24 protein-coding genes and 4 tRNA genes are annotated in these 22,872 nt (G+C 70.2%); 17 read left to right on the top strand and 11 right to left on the bottom strand.

The window, feature by feature from the left end:
• Nucleotides 1-75: 75 nt before the first annotated feature.
• A complete protein-coding gene (gene xerC, locus ACFKCF_RS58985) occupies nt 76-621 on the top strand; it encodes a tyrosine-type recombinase/integrase (RefSeq protein WP_364843155.1) in 546 nt (181 codons plus the stop codon).
• A 105-nt stretch (nt 622-726) separates the two neighbouring features.
• Here the strand turns inward: xerC and ACFKCF_RS58980 are convergent.
• Nucleotides 727-798 (bottom strand) — tRNA-Val (locus tag ACFKCF_RS58980).
• 562 nt (nt 799-1,360) lie between these two features.
• On the opposite strand from ACFKCF_RS58980, the gene ACFKCF_RS58975 reads away from it, so the two are divergent.
• Nucleotides 1,361-1,777, top strand: a complete 417-nt coding sequence (locus tag ACFKCF_RS58975) for an SsgA family sporulation/cell division regulator (protein ID WP_103958541.1) — start codon at nt 1,361-1,363, stop codon at nt 1,775-1,777.
• Between the two features lie 4 nt (nt 1,778-1,781).
• Here the strand turns inward: ACFKCF_RS58975 and ACFKCF_RS58970 are convergent, their stop codons facing one another.
• On the bottom strand, nt 1,782-2,393 hold the full coding sequence (locus ACFKCF_RS58970) for a DUF305 domain-containing protein (protein ID WP_394505956.1): 612 nt from the start codon (nt 2,391-2,393) through the stop codon (nt 1,782-1,784).
• Between the two features lie 120 nt (nt 2,394-2,513).
• On the opposite strand from ACFKCF_RS58970, the gene ACFKCF_RS58965 reads away from it, so the two are divergent.
• Nucleotides 2,514-3,857, top strand: coding sequence for an LVIVD repeat-containing protein (locus tag ACFKCF_RS58965; RefSeq protein ID WP_394505954.1), 1,344 nt, complete (start codon nt 2,514-2,516; stop codon nt 3,855-3,857).
• A 739-nt stretch (nt 3,858-4,596) separates the two neighbouring features.
• On the opposite strand, the gene ACFKCF_RS58960 is transcribed toward ACFKCF_RS58965, so the two are convergent.
• The 5 genes from ACFKCF_RS58960 to ACFKCF_RS58940 form a co-directional block, all read right to left on the bottom strand.
• Nucleotides 4,597-4,671: transfer RNA gene (locus ACFKCF_RS58960), tRNA-Val, on the bottom strand.
• A 5-nt stretch (nt 4,672-4,676) separates the two neighbouring features.
• Nucleotides 4,677-4,747, bottom strand: a tRNA-Cys gene (locus tag ACFKCF_RS58955).
• A gap of 15 nt (nt 4,748-4,762) precedes the next feature.
• Nucleotides 4,763-4,834: transfer RNA gene (locus ACFKCF_RS58950), tRNA-Gly, on the bottom strand.
• 81 nt (nt 4,835-4,915) lie between these two features.
• On the bottom strand, nt 4,916-5,641 hold the full coding sequence (locus ACFKCF_RS58945; protein WP_394505952.1) for an SDR family NAD(P)-dependent oxidoreductase: 726 nt from the start codon (nt 5,639-5,641) through the stop codon (nt 4,916-4,918).
• 440 nt (nt 5,642-6,081) lie between these two features.
• The gene (locus ACFKCF_RS58940) at nt 6,082-7,290 is read right to left on the bottom strand and encodes a hypothetical protein (protein ID WP_394505950.1); all 1,209 of its coding nucleotides are present in this window, start codon (nt 7,288-7,290) and stop codon (nt 6,082-6,084) included.
• Nucleotides 7,291-7,401: 111 nt separating this feature from the next.
• On the opposite strand from ACFKCF_RS58940, the gene ACFKCF_RS58935 reads away from it, so the two are divergent.
• From ACFKCF_RS58935 to hutH, 3 genes are all read left to right on the top strand, one after another.
• A complete protein-coding gene (locus tag ACFKCF_RS58935; RefSeq protein ID WP_394505948.1) occupies nt 7,402-7,956 on the top strand; it encodes a hemerythrin domain-containing protein in 555 nt (184 codons plus the stop codon).
• A gap of 129 nt (nt 7,957-8,085) precedes the next feature.
• Complete coding sequence (locus tag ACFKCF_RS58930) at nt 8,086-8,793, top strand: ArsR/SmtB family transcription factor (protein ID WP_394505946.1); 708 nt, start codon at nt 8,086-8,088, stop codon at nt 8,791-8,793.
• Between the two features lie 22 nt (nt 8,794-8,815).
• Nucleotides 8,816-10,366: a histidine ammonia-lyase gene (gene hutH, locus ACFKCF_RS58925; protein ID WP_394505944.1), complete on the top strand. Its 1,551-nt coding sequence runs from the start codon at nt 8,816-8,818 to the stop codon at nt 10,364-10,366.
• On the opposite strand, the gene ACFKCF_RS58920 is transcribed toward hutH, so the two are convergent.
• A complete protein-coding gene (locus tag ACFKCF_RS58920) occupies nt 10,363-11,520 on the bottom strand; it encodes a Rid family hydrolase (RefSeq protein ID WP_394505942.1) in 1,158 nt (385 codons plus the stop codon). The two genes, hutH and ACFKCF_RS58920, sit on opposite strands and share 4 nt — an antisense overlap.
• 58 nt (nt 11,521-11,578) lie before the next feature.
• Between ACFKCF_RS58920 and ACFKCF_RS58915 the strand changes: the two genes are divergently transcribed.
• From ACFKCF_RS58915 to ACFKCF_RS58905, 3 genes are read left to right on the top strand one after another with little or no spacing between them, the layout of a single operon-like run.
• The gene (locus ACFKCF_RS58915) at nt 11,579-12,496 is read left to right on the top strand and encodes a LysR family transcriptional regulator (RefSeq protein WP_394505940.1); all 918 of its coding nucleotides are present in this window, start codon (nt 11,579-11,581) and stop codon (nt 12,494-12,496) included.
• On the top strand, nt 12,463-13,491 hold the full coding sequence (locus ACFKCF_RS58910; RefSeq protein ID WP_394505938.1) for a chorismate-binding protein: 1,029 nt from the start codon (nt 12,463-12,465) through the stop codon (nt 13,489-13,491). The genes ACFKCF_RS58915 and ACFKCF_RS58910 overlap by 34 nt, the downstream gene beginning before the upstream one ends.
• A complete protein-coding gene (locus tag ACFKCF_RS58905) occupies nt 13,488-14,318 on the top strand; it encodes an aminotransferase class IV (RefSeq protein WP_394505936.1) in 831 nt (276 codons plus the stop codon). Before ACFKCF_RS58910 ends, ACFKCF_RS58905 begins: the two co-directional genes overlap by 4 nt.
• 56 nt (nt 14,319-14,374) lie before the next feature.
• Here the strand turns inward: ACFKCF_RS58905 and ACFKCF_RS58900 are convergent, their stop codons facing one another.
• Nucleotides 14,375-15,760, bottom strand: coding sequence for a hypothetical protein (locus tag ACFKCF_RS58900; RefSeq protein WP_394505935.1), 1,386 nt, complete (start codon nt 15,758-15,760; stop codon nt 14,375-14,377).
• Nucleotides 15,761-15,851: 91 nt separating this feature from the next.
• On the opposite strand from ACFKCF_RS58900, the gene ACFKCF_RS58895 reads away from it, so the two are divergent.
• Both ACFKCF_RS58895 and ACFKCF_RS58890 read left to right on the top strand, forming a co-directional pair.
• Nucleotides 15,852-16,283, top strand: a complete 432-nt coding sequence (locus ACFKCF_RS58895; protein WP_394505933.1) for a nuclear transport factor 2 family protein — start codon at nt 15,852-15,854, stop codon at nt 16,281-16,283.
• Between the two features lie 101 nt (nt 16,284-16,384).
• On the top strand, nt 16,385-16,654 hold the full coding sequence (locus ACFKCF_RS58890) for an FtsW/RodA/SpoVE family cell cycle protein (protein ID WP_394505931.1): 270 nt from the start codon (nt 16,385-16,387) through the stop codon (nt 16,652-16,654).
• Here the strand turns inward: ACFKCF_RS58890 and ACFKCF_RS58885 are convergent.
• Together ACFKCF_RS58885 and ACFKCF_RS58880 are read right to left on the bottom strand one after the other, a co-directional pair.
• Nucleotides 16,616-17,599 carry an amidohydrolase family protein gene (locus tag ACFKCF_RS58885; RefSeq protein WP_394505929.1) on the bottom strand — a complete coding sequence of 328 codons (984 nt, stop codon included), beginning with the start codon at nt 17,597-17,599 and terminating at the stop codon, nt 16,616-16,618. The two genes, ACFKCF_RS58890 and ACFKCF_RS58885, sit on opposite strands and share 39 nt — an antisense overlap.
• Before the next feature lie 54 nt (nt 17,600-17,653).
• Nucleotides 17,654-18,049: a metal-sulfur cluster assembly factor gene (locus ACFKCF_RS58880; protein ID WP_394505928.1), complete on the bottom strand. Its 396-nt coding sequence runs from the start codon at nt 18,047-18,049 to the stop codon at nt 17,654-17,656.
• Between the two features lie 139 nt (nt 18,050-18,188).
• On the opposite strand from ACFKCF_RS58880, the gene ACFKCF_RS58875 reads away from it, so the two are divergent.
• From ACFKCF_RS58875 to ACFKCF_RS58850, 6 genes are all read left to right on the top strand, one after another.
• Complete coding sequence (locus ACFKCF_RS58875) at nt 18,189-18,926, top strand: IclR family transcriptional regulator (protein WP_394505927.1); 738 nt, start codon at nt 18,189-18,191, stop codon at nt 18,924-18,926.
• 41 nt (nt 18,927-18,967) lie between these two features.
• Nucleotides 18,968-19,540 (top strand): DUF4291 domain-containing protein, encoded by a 573-nt coding sequence (locus ACFKCF_RS58870; protein ID WP_394505926.1) that lies wholly within the window; start codon nt 18,968-18,970, stop codon nt 19,538-19,540.
• Nucleotides 19,537-20,193, top strand: a complete 657-nt coding sequence (locus ACFKCF_RS58865) for an epimerase (protein WP_394505925.1) — start codon at nt 19,537-19,539, stop codon at nt 20,191-20,193. Before ACFKCF_RS58870 ends, ACFKCF_RS58865 begins: the two co-directional genes overlap by 4 nt.
• Before the next feature lie 88 nt (nt 20,194-20,281).
• The gene (locus ACFKCF_RS58860; protein ID WP_394505923.1) at nt 20,282-21,358 is read left to right on the top strand and encodes an LLM class flavin-dependent oxidoreductase; all 1,077 of its coding nucleotides are present in this window, start codon (nt 20,282-20,284) and stop codon (nt 21,356-21,358) included.
• A 24-nt stretch (nt 21,359-21,382) separates the two neighbouring features.
• Nucleotides 21,383-21,988, top strand: coding sequence for an FMN reductase (locus ACFKCF_RS58855; RefSeq protein WP_394505921.1), 606 nt, complete (start codon nt 21,383-21,385; stop codon nt 21,986-21,988).
• An 88-nt stretch (nt 21,989-22,076) separates the two neighbouring features.
• Nucleotides 22,077-22,841: a chitosanase gene (locus tag ACFKCF_RS58850; RefSeq protein WP_394505919.1), complete on the top strand. Its 765-nt coding sequence runs from the start codon at nt 22,077-22,079 to the stop codon at nt 22,839-22,841.
• The last annotated feature ends 31 nt before the right edge of the window (nt 22,842-22,872 follow it).

Raw genomic sequence — 22,872 nt, 5'->3', positions numbered from 1 at the left:
CATCCGGCAAGCTCAGGCGCGTGACATGGTGCTCAGGAACGTACCACTGGCGTTCGCACCGAGGAAGCCCGCGCACTGCGCTGGGATCACGTCGTCGCCTGGATACCGGACAGCAAGTCCTGGCGACCAGCGACCGAAGTGGGGTTCAACCACAGGAAGTTCGCCATCTACGTATGGCGCGCCGACCGAGATGGAGGTGACACCAAGACCCGCAAATCGCGGCGCACGCTGGAACTGCCCAAGCTGGCAGCTCAGGCCCTCCGGCAACACCACGTCCGCCAAGCCGCCCACAAGCTCAAGGTCGGCGAGGCATGGCAAGACCACAACCTGGTGTTCTGCACGAGCGTCGGCACCCAACTGGACGCGTCAAACGTGCGCCGGGCATTCCGAAAGATCACCAAAGATGCGGGGATCGGTGCCAGCTGGACGCCCCGCGAACTGCGTCACTCGTTCGTCTCCATCATGAGTGACCAGGGCGTACCCATCGAGACCATCGCCGATCTCGTCGGGCACGCGGGCACCAGCGTCACGGAAGCGGTCTACCGGCACCAGCTCAGACCAGTGATCACTAAGGGTGCCCACACGATGAACATCATCTTCGGCGACAGCCGACACGGGTAGAGCGTCCGAGTGAGATGGCCCCCCGATTGGCTCCCATCGACTTCCAGACACGGAAAACGGGGCTCCGGATCTCTCCGAAACCCCGCCTCACCTGCATCTTTGCGGTGGGCGATACTGGGATCGAACCAGTGACCTCTTCGGTGTGAACGAAGCGCTCTCCCGCTGAGCTAATCGCCCGCCCTGCCGGTCCCTCGCGGTGCCGACGGGGAAAACCATACCGCACTCTGGCACCTGCTGGCGAAGCGAAGCGATCGGGCGGTGGGTCCGAGGTGGATCCACCGCGGACCCACGCTGGATCCGAGTCGGGTTCGCAGGTGGCTCCGCGGTTGCTCTGGGGTTGCTCCGGGGAGGATCGGGGGAGGTTCCGGGGTGACGAGGACGAGGCCGTGGGAGGGATTCAGGTGAAACGCGGCGGTTGCCCACCGGCGAGGTGGGTCGGTGGCATACCATCGTCCTGTTCCGTAAGGCACCGATCGCGATCTTTTGACAAGAAACGTTCATGGTCGAGCGCGCCGGGACAGGCTCCACAACACGCAAAACCCTCGTAAATACGACCCGATTTGATCACGTTTAGCCTGGTAGATGCCTAAATGTCCAGCTGTGATGTGCGTTACAGAAGGCCCCTGGAGCGGAATCTTTCCTACAGGTTTCTTCGTTCCGCGTCATAGCTCAGGACGAAGTCCGTCAGAGCAGTGAAAGCCCCGAAGAGGGGACCTACGACGAAAAGGTTTGGCTGACGATGAACAGCACCACCGTCTCCGCCGAGCTTGGCCTTCGGCTTGTGGTCCCCGACCGTACTACCGTCCCCCTGCTCGCCGGACTGAGCTACACAGCCGACGATCCTTACGCCATACGCATGGCCTTCCACGTGGGGAATGACGAGCCGGTCGAGTGGATCTTTGCTCGCGAACTGCTCACTGTGGGCATCGTGAGGCGTGTCGGCGACGGCGACGTACAGGTGTGGCCCGCGCGTGCCGATGGCGAGCGCACGCTCCACATCAGTCTCACGTCCCCGTTCGGGCAGGCGCTCTTCGAAGTGCCGCTGGCCCCGCTCACCGAGTTCCTCCACCGTACGTACGAGAAGGTCCCCGCGGGCCGTGAGACGGACTACATGGACCTCGACGCCGAGCTGACCAACATGCTCTGGCCCTCCTGACCCTCTAGCCAGGCAGCGTTTCCAGGACTTTGCGCATGCGGGCGATCTCGATGCTCTGACCCGAGTACACGTCCTTCGCCATCAGCCGCATGCGCTGGTCCCGGCCGGTCGCCAGTTCCTCCCCCGCCATCTTGACCGCTCCCTCGTGGTGCCTGGTCATCAGCTGCAGGAACATGCGGTCGAAGGCCGCCCCCTTGGTGGCGCGCAGCGCGTTCAGCTCCTCCGGCGTCGCCATGCCGTATCCCGCCGCCTGGGTGTGCGTGTGACCGTCCGGGGCGGAGCGGCCGAGCTCGGCCAGCCAGACCGTCATGGCCTTGATCTCCGGGGTCTGGGCGGCGGTGATCTGGCGGGCGAACGCGCGGATGGTCTCCGTGGTCGTGCGGTCGTTCACCAGTGAGGTCATTTCCAGGGCCTGGCGGTGATGGGGGATCATGGCTTCGGCGAAGCGCACGTCCGAGGCCACCGTCGGTCGGGGCGTCTGCCCCACCCGCTCCCCCGGCGTCGCGGTACGGCCCGGCGCCCCCGGACTCCCCGGCACGATCACCGGTGCCCCCGTACCCACGGGGGAAGGCCCGGCCGGCTCCGGAGAGCAGGCGGCAAGGGCGATTGTGGTCACAACTGTGATGAAGACCGCACGCGGGCGCGTACCCACTGACATAGCTTCCATAGTGAACTACGAGACAAAGGGGAATGCGCGTTGATCTCTGCCAAGTTGCGCGGAGCGTTGTTGTGTACGGTGCTGCTGTTAACCTCCGCCTGCACGGCGGGTCAGACAGCCTCCGGGGCCTCGACGCCCGACACCTCCACGCAGGAGACCAGCGCTCCAGCCGGCAAGCCGTCCGCCACCGGTGACGTGATGACGAGCGACAACGTCAAACTCGTCGCCCAGATGCGCCGCCCCGCCCCCCTCAACGGCCGGGACGACATCAATACAGACCTGGCGTTCCAGGGCGACTACGCGTTCGTGGGCAACTTCGGCGGGTTCGCGATCTACGACATCAGCAACCCGACCAAGCCTCAGCTGGTGAGCACGGTGTCCTGCCCGGCCCAGCAGAACGACGTCTCGGTCTACGGCGACCTGCTCATCCTGTCGATCGACGAGCCGCGCGGCGGCGAGGGGTGCGACTCCGGCGAGGAAAACCGCGAATGGGAGGGGCTGCGGATCTTCGACATCAGCGACAAGAAGAGCCCCAAGTACCTCAGCGCGGTCAGGACCGACTGCGGCTCGCACACGCACACGATGGTCCCCGCCGGGGAAACCCTCTACGTGTACGTCTCCTCGCCCGGCCCCGAGCCCGAGTCGAAGACCTGTCCCCCGCCCCACGAGCTCATCCAGATCGTAGAGATCCCCACAAAGTCGCCTCAGTCCGCAAAAATCGTGGCGAAGCCGGATATCTTCCCTGAGCGGCAGCACTCCGAGCTCGCCTCCGGCTGCCACGACATCACCGCGTACCCCGAGAAGAAGCTGGCCGCGGCCGCCTGCTTCGGCGACGGCGTGCTCCTCGACATCTCCAACCCGGTCGAGCCGAAGGTCCTCCAGCAGATCACCGACACGGAGAACTTCCAGATCTGGCACTCGGCGACGTTCAACAACGATGCCACGAAGGTCGTGTTCAGCGACGAGCTGGGCGGCGGCGGCCAGGCCACGTGCGACAGCAACACGCCGCGCACGAAGGGCGCGGACGCCGTGTACGACATCGTGAACGGCAAGCTGGAGCGGCGCGGATACTTCAAGATCCCCCGGGATCAGCAGGAGAACGAGAACTGCGTGGCCCACAACGGGTCCCTGATCCCGGTGCCGGGCAAGGACGTCATGGTGCAGTCGTGGTACCAGGGCGGGGTGTCGATCTGGGACTTCACCGACTCGTCCAACCCCAAGGAGATCGGTTACTTCGAACGCGGCCCGTTCCCGGGCGGTGGCATCGCGGGGTCCTGGTCGGCGTACTACTACAACGGGTACATCTACTCCAGCGACATCATGGAGGGGCTGGACGTCCTGGAGATCAACGATCCCCTCACCGACCCGGCCAAGAAGATCAAGATGGACGACTTCAACGTCCAGACCCAGAAGTCGTACTGAGAGCTGGGGGCAGACTGATCATCGCTGGCCGACCACCCCGGTGGCTCACCCAGTCCGGGGGCGACCCACCCGGTCGCCCCCGGAACTCGGCTCTCCCGTCGGCACCTGCCCGAGGGGCCCTGGACGCCGCTCCGGGAACGGCCCATCCGGCCCGGGGAGTGCAGCCCGCTCGGCCACTCCTGAATGTCGTTCCCGGACGCGAACCCCGGCCGCCGTCTGGGCGGGCCGGTGCCCTTCTCGTGGGCGCCCGCTCACTGGGGCCCAGGCAGCCGGGTGAGCCGCCCCAGCCCGGGCGGGCGGGTGAGCGACCCCACCGGGTGGCCGGCCAGCGATGGTCAGCCACGGTGAGGCCGGCCAGCATGAGGGTGGCGGGCCGGTCGGTCGCCGCCAGGTGAGGCTGGCGCGCCGGTCGCCGCGGTGAGGGTGGCGGGGCGGCCGGTCTCCACCAGGCGAGGGTAGCGGGCCAGTCGGCCGCCACCGGATGAGGGCGACGGGCCGCTTGGCCGCCACCGGGTGATGGTGGCGTGGGCGTCGGTCGCACCGGGTGAGGGATGGCCAGCCGGTTGGCCGCCACCGGGTAAGGGTGATGAGCCGGTCGGTCCGCGGATGGGGATGGAGGGCCGGTCGGTCCCCGGGGGAGGTGGTGGGGCGGTCGGTTGTCGCCGGGAGTTGCCGGATCAAGCCCGGGACAGCAAGAAGCCCCAGCTTACGGCAGGTGCCGTGAGCTGGGGCTGGAGCATGGTGGACGATACTGGGATTGAACCAGTGACCTCTTCCGTGTCAGGGAAGCGCTCTCCCGCTGAGCTAATCGTCCTTGTGAGGTGGCGACGGGATTTGAACCCGTGTGGACGGCTTTGCAGGCCGCTGCCTCGCCTCTCGGCCACGCCACCGAGCCGGAAGCTCCGAGCGGAAGACGGGATTCGAACCCGCGACCCTCACCTTGGCAAGGTGATGCTCTACCACTGAGCCACTTCCGCATCCGCCTCGTTTAACCGGGGCGACGAGAGAACTCTAGCGAATCCTGGCCGAGTACCCAAACTGGATTACGCTCGCGCAGGTCACGTGTGGCCCCCGTTGACGGTGATGCGCTGGCCCGTGACGAACGCGCCGCCCTCCGAGGCGAGGAACGAGACGGCCGCCGCGACGTCGCCGGGCGTGCCCATGCGCCCCAGGGGCACCTCCGCGAGGTAGCCGCTCTCGTCGAGGCCCGCGTGCCGCTCCACCGGGATCCAGCCGGGGGCGACGACGTTGACCGTGATGCCGTGCGGGCCCAGCTCGCGGGCCCAGACCTCGGTCATGGCGTGCTGGGCACTCTTTGCCGCGATATAGGCCGACATGGCGGGAAGTTTGCGGTCCACGACGTCCGAGCCGATCTGGATGACGCGCCCGCCGCCGTGTTCCTTCATCCCCGGCAGCACCGCCTGCACCAGCAGTGTCGGGCTCTTGACGAAGAACTCGAGCTGGTCGAGCTGCGCCTGCCAGGTGAGGTCCTCCAGCGCGATGGTCGGCTGCGGGCCGGTCGCGTTGGCCACCAGGACGTGGACCGGGCCCAGGCGCTCGGTGATACCGGCGACCAGGGCCGAGACACTGGGCTCGTGCGTGACGTCGGCGGCGAACGCCTCCGCGGCGCCGCCCGCGGCGCGGATCTCGTCCACCACCCTCGCGGCGCCGTCGGCGTCCCGGCTGTAGTTGACGGCGACGGCCAGGCCGTCGCCGGCCAGCCTGCGCGCGATCACGGCACCCAGGCCGCGGGACGCGCCGGTCACGAGGGCGACTGCTGTCATGGGACCCGACTCTAGCGACGATCATCGGCGGCGATCCCCTCGGGCGTCCCCTGATCGGGCCTCAGCGACTCACACCACCGCCTACCCAGCCCAAGGCGAGCCCAAGCTACGCGACCGCCGTGGGCCAGGAGCTGGGACGCAGGCTGAAGCGGCGTGCGCCCCCCTGAACGCACCGAGCGACATGAGGGCCGCCAAGCGGCGTGATCCCGTGACCGCACCGAGCGGCATGGGGCCGGGAGCGGCAAGAGGGCCGCGAGCGCACCGAGCGACGCGTGTGCGCTGCGAGCGTCCTGAGTCCCGTGAGCACAGCGAGCGGCTGAGGGCCGCGAGCACCGTCGGCGCCCGCGGGCCAGGGTTTCAGCGACGAAGACCCGCCTCCGCCCAGGGCCGACACCGTAAGCGCGACCCACCACCGAACAGGGCCGGCACCGTAGGCCGGGTCAGCGGCGGTGCGGGCCGCCGGTCAGGCTCGCCGGGTACGGTTCCTCCGTCTCCAGGCGGTAGTCCCGGCCGGAGACGGCGCGGTTGCCCTCGATGACGCGCTCGGAAGGCGGCCTCTCCCCGTCCGCCAGCGCCTGCCGCATCCTGCGGAACCGCTCGTGCTCCTCCAGCACGTACCCGGTTCCCAGCGTCGTGCGGTCGGCCTGGGTGGCGAGCAGGTCGCGGAGGTAGGCCTTGTTCGGCTCGAACGTCACCGGCAGCGGGAACGCCTGAGCCAGCACCTGGTCGGGATCGCGCCCGTCGAACCGCCTGAACAGCTCGGCCGCCAGCCGCAGGTGCTCCAGCTCCATGTTGAGATGCAGCTCCCAGATGCCCTTCACCCGGGGATCCGACTCGGTCTCCATGAACGAGTAGTACAGGTAGCACTCGTTGTACTCGTGGTTGAGCAGCCGCTCCCACCAGCTCTCGCCCGCGTCGGCCAGCGACTCGTAGTGGGTGAGGTGCCCCTCCTCGACCAGCCCGATCTCCTGGTAGAGCCGGCGGGCCGCGGGCTCCAGGCACATGGGGCCGGCGGTCATGGAGAAGTTCATGATCTGCTGCTCGACCGCCATGACGGTGAGCGCGTGCAGCCGCGACAGCGGCTCCGTCTTGCCTCTGTCGTACGGCTCGCGCACGTTGTCCACCGGATCGCGATGCTGCAGGTGCGTCGGCCGCCCCGGCATCACCTCGGTCACCCGGCCCACGATCTTCTCGGTCGCGCGGTGCTCGATCATCTCGTACAGGTTCGCGTAGCGGTAGAGGTGGTCGAGGTGCTCCAGCAGGCCGAACTGGTAGGCCTGCTTCAGGTAATCGTCGGGCTCCATCCGCGCCGCCCACGCCGTCAGGTCCACCGCCGCCTGCTCGTAGGCGATCGTGGTCTCCAGCACCGACGACGTCCCCGGCAGCAGCCAGTTGACCACTTTCTGCTGCTGCGCCTCGATGTAGCGCACCCGCGCCAGTTGCTGCCTGATCTCGGTGTCGGGGCAGTGGCGGGCGAGCTGGTGGCTGAAGAAGATCGCCTCCGTCTCGATCCCGTTCATGGTGACGATGCGGCACCGCGTGTACGGGTCGGTGTGGTCGGGGTCGATCGGCGTGACGTTCAGCTGGTTCCAGTGGCGCAGCTGGTCGTCCAGCGGGATACCCCGCTCCTGCAGTGGGTCGAAGGCCATGTCGCTGCGCTTACCCGGCGCGAAATGCGGCAACCTCCGCTTTCGGTCCGCCGACGGCCCGCGTTCGGTAAGGAAGCGCGTGCCCGCCGGAGGCCCGGGTAGGGCGCGGGCGTGGGTGAACAAGATGTCATCGATTTGCTGGTGATCCAGCACAGCCAGATCAGGGACCTGTTCGACGAGGTGGAGCAGGCGCCGCCGGACAAGGTGGAGGAGGCCTTCGACCGTCTCACCCGGATGTTGTCCGTGCACGAGACCGCCGAGGAGGAGATCGTCCATCCGTACGCGCGTAGGAAGCTCGACAACGGGCAGGGCGTCGTGGGCGACCGCCTGACCGAGGAGAACCGGGCCAAACAGCTCCTCCTCGACCTCCACAAGGGCGGGGTGGATCATCCGCAGTTCTGGGAGCGGCTCGGCGAGCTGCGACTGGCCGTGGCCGCGCACGCCCGCAGCGAGGAACGGTACGAGTTCGTCAAGCTGCGCGCGAGCACCTCCGCGGTCGAGCGGCGGGCCATGGCCGCGGCGGTGCGGGCTGCGGAGAGTCTCGCCCCGCTGCGCCCGCACCCCGGCACGGAGAGCGCCACCAAGAACGTGCTGATGGGCACGCCGATCGCGCTGATGGAGCGGGCGCGCGAGCTGATCCGCAAGGCGCTCGGCAAGCGCGGCTGACCCTTCGACGCACGCCGCAAGGCGCTCGGCAAGCGCGGGTGCCCCTTCGGCGCACGGCGAAAAGCGCTCGGCAAGCGCGGCTGAACCCTTCGACGCACGGCGAAATGTCGCCGTACTAGCGTCGTACGCATGGAGTACATCGCTCGTGACGCCGACATAGCGCCCGTCGCCGCGCTCATCGCGGACCCGACCAGGGCGGCCATGCTGACCGCCCTCCTCGACGGGCGGGCCCTGGCGGCGGGAGAGCTGGCCAGGGTGGCCGGGGTCAGCGCCGCCACGGCGAGCGCCCACCTGGCCAGGCTGCTCGACGGGCGGCTGGTCGACGTCGTACGCCAGGGCCGCCACCGCTACTACCGCCTGGCCGGGCACGACGTGGCCGAGGTGCTGGAGGTGCTGGCCAGGGTCAGCGCCCGCCCGCCCGTGCGGTCCCTGCGCCAGTCCAGGCAGGCCAGGATGCTGGAGGAGGCCCGCACCTGCTACGACCACCTCGCGGGACGGGCCGGGGTGGGGCTGCTCGACCGGCTCGTCGAGGGCGGCTACTACGCGGCGCAGGACCTGACCGAGGCGGGAGAGCGGCTGCTGACCGGCATCGGCGTGGACGTGGACGGGGCGCGGCGGTCGAGGAGACGGTTCGCGCCCGAGTGCCTGGACTGGACCGAGCGCAGGTCGCATCTGGGCGGGGCACTGGGTGCGGCGATCACCGAGGTGCTGTTCGAACGGGACTGGTACCGGCGCGGCAAGGTGCCCAGGGCGGTGGTCCTCACCGACGAGGGCAGGGAGGGGCTGTCCGCATTGTTCCCGAGTAAGGAGCTAACATCGGGTACGCCGGTTACCTAGCGAGCAGCGAGAGAGACACCCCATGCGCGACAACGAAGTCGTGAACGTCGGCCCCGAGCCCCTGACATTCGACGACGTCATCCGGGTGGCCCGCCACGGCGCCCCCGTACAGCTCACCGACGACGCACTCGCCGCCATCTCGGCGGCCCGCCAGCGGGTGGACGAGCTGGCCGAGAGCCCGACGCCCGCGTACGGCATCTCGACGGGCTTCGGAGCCCTGGCCACCCGCCACATCGACCCGGCCCTGCGTGCCCAGCTCCAGCGCTCGCTGGTGCGCTCCCACGCGGCGGGCAGCGGGCCCGAGGTCGAGACCGAGGTCGTACGCGCGCTCATGCTGCTGCGCCTGCACACGCTCGCCACCGGCCACACCGGCATCAGGCCCACCACGGCCAAGACCCTGGCCGCGCTGATCAGCGCGGGCATCACGCCGGTCGTGCACGAGTACGGCAGCCTCGGCTGCTCGGGCGACCTAGCGCCGCTGGCGCACGTCGCGCTCACGCTGATGGGCGAGGGCGTCGTACGCGACAGTTCCGGAAACCTCCAGCCGGCCGGCGAGGCGCTCAAGCAGGCCCAGATCGACCCCGTCGAGCTGGCCGCCAAGGAGGGCCTGGCGCTCATCAACGGCACGGACGGCATGCTCGGCATGCTCATCCTGGCCATCCACGACCTCACGGCGCTGGTCAGGACCGCCGACGTGAGCGCCGCGATGAGCGTGGAGGCGCTCCTGGGCACCGACCGGGTGTTCATGCCGGAGCTGCAGGCGCTCAGGCCGCACCCCGGCCAGGCCCTGTCCGCCGCCAACATGACCAAGGTCCTGCGCGAATCCGGCATCATGGCCAGCCACCGCGACCCGGAGTCCTGCACCCGCGTCCAGGACGCCTACTCGCTGCGCTGCGCTCCCCAGGTCGCCGGGGCCGCCCGCGACACGATCGCGCACGCCGCCACCGTGGCCGGATGGGAGCTGGCCAGCGCCGTCGACAACCCCGCCGTGCTGGCCGACGGCCGCGTCGAGTCCAACGGCAACTTCCACGGCGCCCCGATCGCGTACGTCCTGGACTTCCTGGCCGTGGTGGCCGCCGACCTGGCCTCGATGTCGGAACGGCGTACCGACCGGTTCCTGGACGTGGCCCGCAACCACGGCCTGCCCGCCTTCCTGGCCCACGACCCAGGAGTGGACTCGGGTCACATGATCGCCCAGTACACCCAGGCGGCCATCGTCTCCGAGCTGAAGCGCCTGGCGGTGCCCGCCAGCGTGGACTCCATCCCCAGCTCGGCCATGCAGGAGGACCACGTGTCCATGGGCTGGTCGGCGGCGCGCAAGCTGCGCAGGTCGGTGGACGGGCTCACCCGCGTGCTGGCGGTGGAGGTGCTCACCGCCGCCCGCGCGCTCGACCTGCGCGCCCCTCTGGAGCCCGCGCCCGCGACCGCGGCCGTCGTCAAGGCGCTGCGCGAGACCGTGCCGGCGCCGGGGCCGGACCGGTTCCTGGCGCCGGAGATCGAGTCCGCCGTGCGCCTGGTCGCCGAGGGCGGCGTGGTGGCGGCGGCGGAGTCGGTCACCGGCCCCCTGAACTAGCCGGGGAGCGCGACGATCAGGTCCACCTCCAGCAGCAGCCCCGGCCGGAACAGCCTGGACACCTCCACGGTGGTGCTGGCTGGGGGCGTGCCGGTGATGTACTTCGCGCGGACCCGTCCGTAGTCGAGAAGCTGGTCCATGTCCGTCACGTACGTCCGGATGAACGCGATGTCCTCGAACGTCGCCCCCTGGTCGGCGAGGATGCGCGAGATTACCTGGAAGATGTGCTCGGACTGGGCGGCCATGGATCCTTCGCCGACGATGTTCCCCTGCTCGTCGAAGGCGGCCTGGCCGGAGACGTAGAGCATGTCGCCGACGCGTACGGCGTGCGAGTAGCGGCCGTTCGTGGCGGGGATCGTCGACAGGTTCAGCGGCACCGCGCGACGGGCGGCGCCCCCGCCGACGTGCTCGGCGATCGCCGTCAGGTCGCGCTCCCCCAGCCCGGCCGCCCGCGCCTGCTGCAGCCTGGCCCGGGCGGCGGCGGCCATGGACGCGCCCTCCCAGGCGCCCAGCTCCAGGTCCTTGGTCGCGTGCCCCAGCGAGTAGCGGGTCTCGGGGGACGGCACGCGCAGCCGCTCCGCAAGCGCGCCCAGCGGGGTGCCCGACAGCACGTCGATCAGCGCGCCACGGTCCACGCCGTGCGCCTCGCCGTACGCGAACGTCTCCGCCAGCAGCACCTGGGCGGGCACGATCGCGCTCATGACGGCGATCTTCATGGCCGCGCCCGCGCCCAGCGGCCCGAGCTCCCGCACCGACCCGAACACCGACAGCACCTCGCGGCAGCCCGACACGTCACCGCCGGCCAGCACGGTGAGCGTGCCGTCGGCCGCGGGGCCCACGCTGCCCAGCACCGGCGCGTCCACCAGGCCCACCTCGGCCGGCAGCAGCGCCCGCAGCTCGCGCACCGCCTGCGGGCCGATCGTGGACATCTCCACCACCGTCGCGCCGGGCCGCAGCCCCGGCAGCGCCGCCGTCAGCACCTCCCGCACCGCGGCCGGGTCGCTGAGCATGGTGATGACCAGCTCGGCCCCGTCCACCGCCGCCGCCGCGGACACGCCGTCCGCGCGCCGCCACGTCGTCACTTTGTGCCCGGCCTGGATCAGCCGCCGGGCCATGGGGACGCCCATGCGCCCTTGTCCGAGAAAAGCAATCATGTGCCACAGTCAACCGGGGTGCGAGGTATTCCACCACCGACTAGATTGCATATCAGCCATGCGAGATCTGAATGCCTTGGACCCGGGAGCGCTGCGGCTGTTCCACGAGGTCGCCGCGAGCGGTTCGTTCACGGCCGCCGCCGAACTGCTCGGATACACCCAGTCGGCGGTCTCCCGCCGCGTCGCCGCGCTGGAGCGCGCCACCGGCGGGCCGCTCTTCGAGCGCCTGCCGCGCGGGGTGCGCCTGACCCCGGCGGGAAAGGCGCTGCACCGGCACGCCGTGGCCGTGCTCGACCGGCTCGAACGCGCGGGCGAGGAGCTGGCCGCCATCCACACCGGCCGGGGCGGGACGCTGCGCGTGGGCGCGTTCGCCACGGCCAACGTGGACCTGGTGCCCGGCACGCTCAAACGCTTCGCCGAGCGGCGGCCGGACGTCGAGCTGCGCCTGATCGAGGGGCTCACCTCGCGGCTGATGGACCGGCTGCGCGGGGGCGCGCTCGACGTGGCCGTGATCAGCGACTACCCGGCCGGGCTGTCCGCCGAGGGCGTCCGTACGGTGCCGCTGCGCGAGGACCGGCTGCTGGTCGCGCTGCCCGGCGGCCACCGGCTGGCCGCCGAACCCGACGTGGACCTGCGGGACCTGGCCGAGGAGACGTGGATCGAGGCAGCCCCGCGCGGCCAGCCGACCCTGCTGGTGACCGCGTGCGCGGCGGCCGGGTTCACGCCGCGCAGCGGGCTGCGGGTGGCCGAGTGGACGGGCAAGTTCGGGTTCGTCGCCGCCGGGCTCGGGGTGACGCTGGTGCCGGAGCTGGCGGCGCGGGCCGTGCCGCCAGATCTGGTGCTGCGTCCGCTGCGGGGGCTGGCGCCCGCGCGGAAGGTGTACGCGGCCCTGCCCGAGACTCCGCTGCCTGCCGCGCTGGAGCTCGTCGAAATGCTGGGAGAATGGAGAATGTGTACGACGGTTTCGCCCACTTAGGCCACGTGTACGCGACCGGGTTGCGTGACGTGACCTCCGACCTGGCCGCGCTCGACGGCGAGGGCTGGTGGGCTGTCGTCGTCGACTACGAGGGCAAGGTGACGTGCGCCCGGTTCGACCGGGTGCGCCGCTCCCCCCTGCCCGCTCCCGCCCGCCCCTGGCACGGGCCCCGGCCCAACCAGTGGCGCAGTTCGCTCGACCGGGCCGCCTACGAGCGCGGCGTGCGCGCCATCCGCGGCTACATCGAGCAGGGCGAGGTCTACCAGGCGAACCTCTGCCGGATCCTGACGGCCCCCGTCCCGGCCGACGCCGATCCGCTCGCCCTGGCCGCCCGCCTGGCCGCGGGCAACCCCGCGCCGTACGCGGCCGTCATCCGGGTGCCCGGTCTGAGCGTGGTGTCCGCATCGCCCGAGCTCTACCTGTCGCGTGACGGCGACGTGGTGGAGTCCAGGCCCATCAAGGGCACCGGCGCGACCGCGGACGACCTCCTCGACAAGGACTACGCCGAGAACGTCATGATCGTCGACCTCGTCCGCAACGACCTTGGCAGGGTCGCGGCCGTCGGCTCGGTCGAGGTGCCGTCGCTCTGCGCCGTCGAGGAGCACCCCGGGCTCGTCCATCTCGTCTCCACCGTCCGGGCCAGACTGGCGCCGGGGGCGGGCTGGCCCGAGCTCTTCGCCGCGACTTTCCCGCCCGGATCTGTCACGGGCGCGCCCAAGTCGTCGGCTCTGCGCATCATCAACGAGCTCGAACCCGCTCCCCGGGGGCCGTACTGTGGGGCTGTGGGCTGGGTCGACGCCGACCGCCGCCGGGCGGCGCTGGCCGTGGGCATCAGAACATTCTGGATCTCGCCGATGGCTCACGGCAGAGGCGAGATCCGATTCGGCACGGGAGCGGGCATCACCTGGGGCAGCGACCCCGGGCGCGAATGGCTCGAGACCGAGCTCAAAGCAGCCAGGCTCATCGCACTGGCATCCACAGGAGGAACTACATGAACATCCCTGTCTGGGTCAACGGCGAGCTGATCGACCCCGCGCAGGCCACCGTCTCGGTGTTCGACCACGGACTCATGGTCGGCGACGGCGTCTTCGAGACCATCAAGATCGTGAACGGCCGGTCGTTCGCGCTCACCCGCCACCTCGACCGGCTCACGCTCTCCGCCCAGCGCATGGACCTGCCCGACCCCGACGTCGACGCCATCGCCGACGGCATCGGCAAGCTCCTTGCCGTCGCGCCCGCGTGGGAGCTCGGCCGCATCCGCGTCACCTACACCAGCGGCCCCGGCCCCCTCGGCTCCGACCGCGGCGACCAGGGCACCACCTCCGTCGTCATCGTGGACGAGCAGAAGCCGTTCCCGGCCACCGCCAACGTCACCGTCGTCCCCTGGCCCCGCAACGAGCGCGGCGCCCTGTCCGGGGTCAAGAGCACCTCGTACGGCGACAACGCCAAGGCCCTGCTGTACGCCAAGAAGCGCGGGGGCGGCGAGGCCATCTTCGGCAACCTGGCGGGCGACCTCTGCGAGGGCACCGGCTCCAACATCTTCATCGTCCGCGACGGCCGCCTGCTCACCCCCACCCTCGAGGCCGGCTGCCTGGCCGGGGTGACCAGGGCGCTGGTGCTCGAATGGTGCGGCGGGGAGGAGACCGACGTGCCGCTGTCGGCGCTGTACGAGGCCGAGGAGGCGTTCCTCACCTCGACGACCCGCGACGTCCAGCCGATCAAGCTCGTCGACGACACCGAGCTGCCGATCGCTCCCGGCCCGATCACCACCAAGGCCATGCGGATCTTCGCCGAGCGCTCCGCCGCCGATCTCAACCCGTAGCCGAGCGCTCCGCCGCCGATCTCAACCCGTAGGCCGCGAGGGCAGGATGCCGGACGTCACCGGTGGACGGCCGGCTCCTTCTGCTCGCCGGGGAACACCATGATCAGCAGCTCCACGGCGCCGTCCGGCGGGTCCATGACCTGGTAGACCTGCTCGCGCCCGCGCAGGTGGACCCGGATCCGGTAGTGCCCGGGGCCGGCCGCGGTGAGGCCCCGGATGCGGTGGCCGTCGCCGTCGGAGAGGGTCAGCGCGCCTTTCGGGCTCTCGTAGCCCACCTCGACCACCTGCTTCCAGCCCCTGGTCTCCAGCGGCGGCCGCCCGGTGTAGGACTCGACGGTCACGCAGGCGTGCCCGATCTCGTCGGCCGCCCAGATCGCCAGCGCTCCGGGCGCGCTCCCGACCAGCTCCTCGACCAGGTCGGGAGCGCTGCCCTCGTAGCCGTCCTCCCATCCCTCGATGGTCCAGAATTCGGTGAACATCGTGGCGCGCCGCTGGCGTACCGGCTTGATCCTGGGGCGGTGGGTCCGGTGCCGGGCGCAGGCCCGCTCCTTCCCGGCGACGTACGCGGCCGCCTCCTTCCGCCTCTGCCGCTCCTGCGCCTCCTGCCGGCTCGCCACGGAGGGGCAGAGGGTGGCCAGCGCCCGCAGCAGGGCCGCATTCGGGGCGTCCCGCACGGCGAGCGCGTCGATGTCGCCGCCGTGCCGATCGGCCAGGCCGCACAGGTGGTGTCCCTGGGCCAGGACGATCCGGTCGGCCACCTCGTCCCATTCCCTGATGCCCTCGCCGGGGAAGAAGCCATAGCCGCGGACCCGGCACAGGAAGTCCTTCTCCTCCTTGCGCAGTCCTTCGACCGTGCCGTCGCCGAATCCGGCGCAGTCGAGCTCGCTGTCGGTGCTCACCTTGCCCTGTGGGACGGACCGGACCGCGACCAGGAGGGTCACCGTCACCGTCAGGACCACGGCCGCCGTACGGGCGAGGCGGCCCCTCCGGGCCGACGCGCGCCGGGGAGGGCGCACCCCGAGCAGGACCAGGATCGGGGGCGCCAGGGCGTAGAGGTCCATAGGTCCTACGGCGCTCCAGGGGTCCAGGCATCCCGCGTCGAGGGCATACCGGAGGAACTGCGGGAGGAGCAGGCCCGTGGCAGCGGAGCGGGCGACGATCCGGCCCAGCCGGTCACGACCCTTCCGGAGGCTCGCGTACCAGCCCGCGAAGCCGAGGACGATCATCGGTGCGCCACCGTACGACCAGAGCGGGAAGTCCCGCAGCACGCCTTCCCAGTAGCGGACGGACAGGTCGATCCGGCACGGATACAGGGTCACCAACCCGTACAGACCCGTGGCGTCCTCAGGTTCGGACAGGAGCGAGTCCACCCAGGTCAGGACGCTGGGCAGCACCGCGAGCAGCAGTGCCGTCGCCCAGAGAGCCGATGATCGTCGGGACATGACAGCGAACACTAGCGGGTGGCCGCCGGCCGGGCTGCCGCGCCGCTGAAATGATCTGGCCAACGGGCGCACATAGCGCGACGATCACCCCATGGACACGCAGGAGATCGCCGATCGACTCGAAATCACCGGGCTGCTGGCCCGCTACACCCGCGCCATCGACTCCGGCCAGTGGGACCTGCTCGACGAGGTGTTCAGCCCGGACGCGGTGATCGACTACCGCGCCACCGGCGGCATCAAGGGCACACGGGACGAGGTCAAGGCCTGGCTCGCCGAGGTGCTGGCGCACTGGCCGGGGCGGCTGCACCTCATCGGGGCGCCGACCATCGACTTCCAGGACGGCGACGCGCTCGTGAGCGCCCCGTTCACCGACACCCTCGCCCCCACCAGGGACATGGTCACCGCGGACACCGAGGGCTTCCTGCACGGCGGCGGCTGGTACCACCATCGCCTGCGGCGCACCTCCGGCGGGTGGCGCAGCGTGGAGCTGGTCGAGGAGCAGGCCTGGCGCACCGCCCGGTGATCCGGCCGGGGAGCGGTGGGCGGCCCGGCCGGACTGTGCGGCCGCTCAGCCCGCACGCCCGCTGAGCTGCGGGGACAGGGGCGGATACAGAGTTAAGACGTTTGTGGTCCAAACCTCTGAGCGCGCTGCTGTGGCGCGGGCTGGCCATCGCCCGGCGCGGTGGCTCCCGTTACGGGAGCGTGCCGGCCGGTGCGCTGGTGTCGTGGATCGCGTTCCAGACGTTCGTGAACGTGGGCATGACCGTGGGCCTGGTGCCGATCGTGGGCGTGCCGCTGCCGTTCGTCTCCTACGGCGGCTCGGCCACGGTCGCCGGGCTGGTGGCCATCGGGCTGCTACAGGCCGTGCACCGGACCAAGGCCATGGAGGCGTAGCAGGTTCTCCCCCAGGATCTTGCGCTTGGCCTGGTCGGTGAGCTGCGGGTAGCCGTAGCCGTCGCACAGGTCCTGCGGGATCTCGAAGTCCCTGAACGCCCTCAGCGCCCACTGCGGGTGGAAGATCGGCGCCTCCGAACCGTAGACGATCTTGTCTTCGCCGCACCAGAAGAGCAGCTTGCCGATGATCTCGGCGAACATCCTGGGCGCCCGGACGATGAAGTTGATCGTGGCGGCCAGGCTGGCGTACAGGTTGGGGTAGCGGATGAGCTGCCAGCAGGTCTCGTCCAGGAACGGCAGGCCGACGTGGAAGATGACGAAGTTGATGTCGGGGAAGTTCGCGGCGGCGCCGTCCATGTCCCACGTCTGCGTGTGCTCGATCGGCTGCGGCCCCAGCGGCACGCCCTTGTGCACGCCGATCAGGTTGACGCCCAGGTCACGGGCCTTCTCGAAGATCGGGTACGCCACCCGGGGATCGTCCATGCGCCACGGGTACGGCGTGCCGTAGTCGTAGCGGACGTTGTACAGCTTGAACGCCTTGGCGTTGTACTCCCCCACCTGCCGCTCCATCAGGTCCAGCGCCTTGCGGCCCTCCAGCGGGTTGACCGTGCCCCAGAAGATCGTGCGCTCCGGGTCGCGGGCGGCCAGCTCGGCGCACTCCTGCCAGGGCGACAGGCCGTCGTGGTAGAGGTCGGTGAGCGGGAGCGGCATCGCGACCAGCATGTCCGTGTCGGACTCCTCGTAGACCATGCGGCGGATGTCGTCGATCGTCCACTGCCGCAGGAACTCCTCGGGCGGCAGCTTGGTCTCGCCGTCGGGGGTGAGCGTGGCGTGGAAGGCGTACAGGTGGTTGGAGAACATCCGGCCCGCGTCGCCGTAGGCGTTCTTGGCCTCGAAGTTGAAGATGTGGGCCACGCTGTCGAACACGAAGAAGTCGTCGATCATCGAAGCTCCCTTCGGATGTCGAGTGAGAAATCTGCATGGACTGCCGCTACGGCCCTAGCCGGGTTCGACGGTAGGGCGGCTACCTGATGAGCGGATTTCTTGTTCGATGGCCCCCTTGTCGGGCACCTGCGCGGGGGCGGGCAGGAAGCGCAGCAGGCGGGCCGCCCTCGGGGAGAGCCGCTCCACCGTCCACGCCTCGTCCCAGACGACCTCCACCTCGGCCTCGCGCACGCCGGGCTGCTCCTGGATGCGGTCGCGCACCTCCGTGATGACCCGGGCGGCGAACGGGCACCAGCCCGAGGTCAGCAGCAACTCCACCCTGGCCCGGCCGCCGTCCACCTCGACCGACCTCACCAGGCCCATCTCCACGACCGAGATGCCTCTCTCCCGGCAGCACGGGTCGTAGACCTCGGACAGCGCCTGGCTGGCCCACTGCGGTATTTCCGACATTTCCTCATCATCGGACCGGTGTCCGGACCTGAACAGGTGGCATGACAGGTCGAGACCCGTACCCGTCACGGCGCCGACGGCTGCAAGCTCGGTCCTTCACGTAAGGGCGGAGAAGCCGACGCGGCGGCATGCTGTATGGATGACCGGGGAAGAACCCAGCGATCTGATCCGCAGCGTCTCCCGCGCGTTACGCGTGCTGGAAGAGGTCTCGCGTGCCGACCGGCCGCTGTCGGTCAAGGTCATCGCCCGCCGATGTGGCCTGAACCTGTCCACGTCGTACCACCTCGTCCGCACCTTGTGTTACGAGGGCTACCTGCACCGGCTGCCCGACGGCGACTACCTGCCGGGCTCGCAGGTGGCCGAGCGGTTCCACGAGATGCTGGAGTCGTTCGAGCGGCCGCCGCGCGCCTCGGAGGTGCTGCGGCACCTGGCCGACGCCTCCGGCCACACCGCCTACCTGGCCCAGCTCGCCGACGGGCGGCTGATGGTGGTGGAGGTGGCGGAGGGGCCGCGCTCGCCGTGGCTGGAGGACCTGCAGGCGGGCCTGGAGACGGCGCCGCACGCCACCGCGCTCGGCAAGGCGCTGCTGCTGTCCCTCCCGCCCCATGTCCGGCGCGGCGTGCTCACCGGACACGGCCTGCAGCGCTTCACCTCCGTGACCCCTTCCACCGTGGAGGAGCTGGAGGAGGAGCTGGCGGGGCTGCGGCCCGGGCAGGTGGTGGAGGAGCACGGGCAGTTCAGGGAGGACGTGGCGTGCGCGGGCGCGGTCGTGCCCGGGACGCAGTGGGCGATCGGCATCTCGGCCCGCGGCCTGACCATCCCGACGCCCGCCGCCGCCCACCTGGCACTCGCGGTCCGCGACCTGGCGGGGCCATAATCCGTTGCCCTCCGGCGCGGCTCTTCGCCAGGCTGGGCGGCATGAACGTGCCCTACCGGCAGATCCGTGCCGCCTACACCGAGGAGTCGATCACCGTCTACCAGGCCTACGACGCCGCCATCGCCGGGACCGCCGTGGCGGCGCAGCGCTTCGTGGCGCCGTTCAAACGCGAGCGGATGACGTGGATCAAGCCGTCGTTCCTGTGGATGATGTACCGGTGCGGGTGGGCGACCAAGCCCGGCCAGGAGCGGGTGCTGGCCGTCTCGCTGTCGCGGGAGGGGTTCGAGTGGGCGCTGGCGCACTCGTGCCTGAGCCATGACGACCGCCGTCCCGGCTGGGCGGAGCGGGTGCGGCGCAGCCCGGTGCGGATCCAGTGGGATCCCGAGCGCGGGCTGCGGCACCAGGCGCTGCCGTACCGGTCGATCCAGATCGGGCTGTCTCGCGAGGCCGTGCGGCGCTACGTCGACGAGTGGACGCTCGCGATCACCGACATCACCGACCAGGTGCGGGAGGTCCGCGCGGCGGTCGTGGGCCGCGCGGACGTGAGCGGTCTGCTGCCCGCGGAGCGGCCCTATCCCCTGCCTGACGGGATCCGAGAGACAATCGGGGCATGAGAGTGATCCTGTTCGGGGCGACCGGGATGATCGGGCGCGGGGTGCTCAGGGAATGCCTGCTCGACGACCGGGTGGACGCCGTGCTCACCGTCGGGCGCGCCCCGACGGGGGCCGTCCACGGCAAACTGCGCGAGATCACCCACCGCGACCTGCTCGATCTCGCCCCGATCGAGGCCGAGCTGGCCGGCTACGACGCCTGCTTCTTCTGCCTCGGGGTCTCGTCGGCGGGCATGAGCGAGCAGGACTACCGGCGCGTCACCTACGACGTCACGCTGTCCGCGGGCCGCACGCTGGCCCGGCTCAACCCGGGCTCGACGTTCGTGTACGTGTCGGGCGCCGGCACCGACGCCCAGGGGCGCTCGATGTGGGCCAGGGTGAAGGGAGCGACCGAGAACGCGCTGCTGGAGCTGCCGTTCGAGGCCTACATGTTCCGGCCCGGCTACATACAGCCGATGCACGGCGTCACGTCGCGGACCCGGGTCTACCGGCTGGCGTACGTGGTGACGCGGCCGCTCTACCCGATCCTGCGGAGGCTGTTCGCGTCGGCGGTCACCACGACGGAGCGGATCGGACGGGCCATGATCGCGGTCGCCGAGCGCGGGGCGCCCAAGCGGATCCTCGATCCGTCCGACATCAACGCGCTGGCCGCCTAGCCGGTCAGCGCACCATGGTGGAATATCTCAGCGGGGCTGTGCGCTACCGTATCCGTCAAAGATTCAACAGTCATGGATGGTGACTAAAGTGCAGTTCGGAATCTTCAGCGTGGGCGACGTCACCACGGATCCCACCACGGGCAGGACGCCGACGGAGCACGAGCGGATCAAGGCGATGGTGGCGATCGCGCTCAAGGCCGAGGAGGTCGGGCTCGACGTGTTCGCGACCGGCGAGCACCACAACCCGCCCTTCGTGCCGTCCTCGCCGACCACCATGCTCGGCTACATCGCGGCCAAGACGGAGCGCCTGATCCTGTCCACCGCCACCACGTTGATCACGACCAACGACCCGGTGAAGATCGCCGAGGACTTCGCCATGCTGCAGCACCTGGCGGACGGCCGGGTGGACCTCATGCTGGGCCGGGGCAACACCGGGCCGGTCTACCCGTGGTTCGGCCAGGACATCAGGCAGGGCATCCCGCTCGCCATCGAGAACTACTCCCTGCTGCACAAGCTCTGGCACGAGGACGTCGTCGACTGGGAGGGGCGCTTCCGCACCCCGCTGCAGGGCTTCACCTCGACGCCGCGCCCGCTGGACGGGGTGCCGCCGTTCGTGTGGCACGGCTCGATCCGCAGCCCCGAGATCGCCGAGCAGGCCGCCTACTACGGCGACGGCTTCTTCGCCAACAACATCTTCTGGCCGAAGGAGCACTTCATGCGCCTGATCCACCTCTACCGCCAGCGCTACGCGCACTACGGCCACGGCACGGCGGAGCAGGCCGTCGTGGGCCTGGGCGGCCAGGTGTTCATGCGCAAGAACTCGCAGGACGCGGTGCGCGAGTTCCGCCCGTACTTCGACGTCGCCCCCGTGTACGGCCACGGGCCGTCGCTGGAGGAGTTCATGGCGGAGACGCCGCTCACCGTGGGCAGCCCGCAGCAGGTCATCGACAGGACCCTCGAGTTCAGGGACTACTTCGGCGACTACCAGCGCCAGCTGTTCCTGATGGACCACGCGGGCCTGCCGCTGAAGACCGTGCTGGAGCAGCTCGACCTCCTCGGCGAGGAGGTCGTGCCGGTGCTGCGCAAGGAGTTCGCCAAGGACCGACCCGCCGAGGTGCCGGACGGACCCACCCACGCCTCCCGCGTCCCCGCCGTCACCGCCTGACCAACCGGAAAGGAGACCGACCAGATGAAGCTCGTCGTCGTCACGGCGGGGCTGACCCAGCCCTCCTCCAGCCGCCTGCTCGCCGACCGCCTGGCGGAGGCCGTCACGCGCCAGGCGCAGGCCGAGGTACGCGTGATCGAGCTGCGCGACCTCGCCGTGGACATCGCGAACAACTTCGTGACCGGCTTCCCGAACGCCCGACTGCGCGAGGCGATCGAGGCGGTGACGGAGGCCGACGGGCTCATCGCGGTCACGCCGATCTTCAGCGGCTCGTACAGCGGCCTGTTCAAGTCCTTCTTCGACGTGATCGACAACGGGGCGCTGGCGGGCAAGCCGGTGCTCGTCGCCGCCACCGGCGGCACCGCCCGGCACTCGCTGGCGCTGGAGCACGCGCTGCGCCCGCTCTTCGCCTACCTGCGCGCCGTCGTCGTCCCCACCGCCGTGTACGCGGCCTCGGAGGACTGGGGCGGCGCGGCCGACGCCTTCACAGACGGTCTCGGCCCGCGCATCGCCCGCGCCGCCGAGGAGCTGGCCGACCTGCTGCTGCACCGCAGGCCCAGGACCGGGACCGAGGAGGAGGAAGTCGTGCCGTTCGAGCAGCAGCTGGCCGCGCTGCGCCCCTTGGGTTAGTTTTCACAACATGAGCCCCTTAGGTTGACTTGTCGGAGTATGGTTCGTTAGGAAGCTTTCCTAACCTCCCTCTCCTCCAGGGGCTCATGTGCTGACCGCCACCCTCCTGACCTTCTCCCTCGCCGTCACCGGCACCGGCCCGGCCGACCTCGACGATCCGCACAAGAAGGACATCGCCATGCAGCTGGTGTCCAGTGCGGAGAACTCCTCGCTCGACTGGAAGGCCCAGTACGGCTACATCGAGGACATCGACGACGACCGCGGCTACACGGCCGGGATCATCGGCTTCTGCTCGGGCACCGGCGACATGCTGGAGTTGGTGGAGCTCTACACCGAGCGCAAGCCCGGCAACGTCCTGGCCAAATACCTCCCGGCCCTGCGCAAGGTGAACGGCACCGCCTCCCACAAGGGCCTCGACCCCAACTTCACCAAGGACTGGAAGACGGCCGCCAAGGACACCGCCTTCCAGCAGGCCCAGAACGACGAGCGCGACCGCGTCTACTTCAACCCGGCCGTCAAGCAGGCCAAGCAGGACGGGCTGCGCGCGCTCGGCCAGTTCGTCTACTACGACGCCATGGTCATGCACGGGCCGGGCAGCGACAAGCTGAGCTTCGGCGGCATCAGGAAGTCCGCCCTGGCCAAGGCCAAGCCGCCCGCGCAGGGCGGGAACGAGGTGACGTACCTGAACGCGTTCCTGGACGCCAGGAAGGCGGCCATGAAGGCGGAGGAGGCGCACGAGGACACGACGCGCGTGGACACGATGCAGCGCGTCTTCCTCAAGAACGGCAACCTCGACCTCAACCCGCCGCTGACCTGGAAGGTCTACGGCGACAGCTACACGATCAAGAAGTAGGGCCCGGACGGGCAGGGCGACCCCCTGCCCG

This window comes from Nonomuraea sp. JJY05 (assembly GCF_043496855.1).
Classification (GTDB): domain Bacteria; phylum Actinomycetota; class Actinomycetes; order Streptosporangiales; family Streptosporangiaceae; genus Nonomuraea.
This window is presented reverse-complemented; position numbering and strand designations above follow the sequence as displayed.

Excerpts from the sequence above, each read along its gene's own strand:
- ACFKCF_RS58975 (WP_103958541.1), top strand. The coding sequence starts at position 1,361 with ATGAACAGCACCACCGTCTCCGCCGAGCTTGGCCTTCGGCTTGTGGTC.
- ACFKCF_RS58945 (WP_394505952.1), bottom strand. The coding sequence starts at position 5,641 with ATGACAGCAGTCGCCCTCGTGACCGGCGCGTCCCGCGGCCTGGGTGCC.
- ACFKCF_RS58940 (WP_394505950.1), bottom strand. The coding sequence starts at position 7,290 with ATGGCCTTCGACCCACTGCAGGAGCGGGGTATCCCGCTGGACGACCAG.
- ACFKCF_RS58930 (WP_394505946.1), top strand. The coding sequence starts at position 8,086 with ATGGAGTACATCGCTCGTGACGCCGACATAGCGCCCGTCGCCGCGCTC.
- hutH (WP_394505944.1), top strand. The coding sequence starts at position 8,816 with ATGCGCGACAACGAAGTCGTGAACGTCGGCCCCGAGCCCCTGACATTC.
- ACFKCF_RS58920 (WP_394505942.1), bottom strand. The coding sequence starts at position 11,520 with ATGATTGCTTTTCTCGGACAAGGGCGCATGGGCGTCCCCATGGCCCGG.
- ACFKCF_RS58915 (WP_394505940.1), top strand. The coding sequence starts at position 11,579 with ATGCGAGATCTGAATGCCTTGGACCCGGGAGCGCTGCGGCTGTTCCAC.
- ACFKCF_RS58910 (WP_394505938.1), top strand. The coding sequence starts at position 12,463 with ATGGAGAATGTGTACGACGGTTTCGCCCACTTAGGCCACGTGTACGCG.
- ACFKCF_RS58905 (WP_394505936.1), top strand. The coding sequence starts at position 13,488 with ATGAACATCCCTGTCTGGGTCAACGGCGAGCTGATCGACCCCGCGCAG.
- ACFKCF_RS58900 (WP_394505935.1), bottom strand. The coding sequence starts at position 15,760 with ATGTCCCGACGATCATCGGCTCTCTGGGCGACGGCACTGCTGCTCGCG.
- ACFKCF_RS58895 (WP_394505933.1), top strand. The coding sequence starts at position 15,852 with ATGGACACGCAGGAGATCGCCGATCGACTCGAAATCACCGGGCTGCTG.
- ACFKCF_RS58885 (WP_394505929.1), bottom strand. The coding sequence starts at position 17,599 with ATGATCGACGACTTCTTCGTGTTCGACAGCGTGGCCCACATCTTCAAC.
- ACFKCF_RS58880 (WP_394505928.1), bottom strand. The coding sequence starts at position 18,049 with ATGTCGGAAATACCGCAGTGGGCCAGCCAGGCGCTGTCCGAGGTCTAC.
- ACFKCF_RS58875 (WP_394505927.1), top strand. The coding sequence starts at position 18,189 with ATGACCGGGGAAGAACCCAGCGATCTGATCCGCAGCGTCTCCCGCGCG.
- ACFKCF_RS58870 (WP_394505926.1), top strand. The coding sequence starts at position 18,968 with ATGAACGTGCCCTACCGGCAGATCCGTGCCGCCTACACCGAGGAGTCG.
- ACFKCF_RS58865 (WP_394505925.1), top strand. The coding sequence starts at position 19,537 with ATGAGAGTGATCCTGTTCGGGGCGACCGGGATGATCGGGCGCGGGGTG.
- ACFKCF_RS58855 (WP_394505921.1), top strand. The coding sequence starts at position 21,383 with ATGAAGCTCGTCGTCGTCACGGCGGGGCTGACCCAGCCCTCCTCCAGC.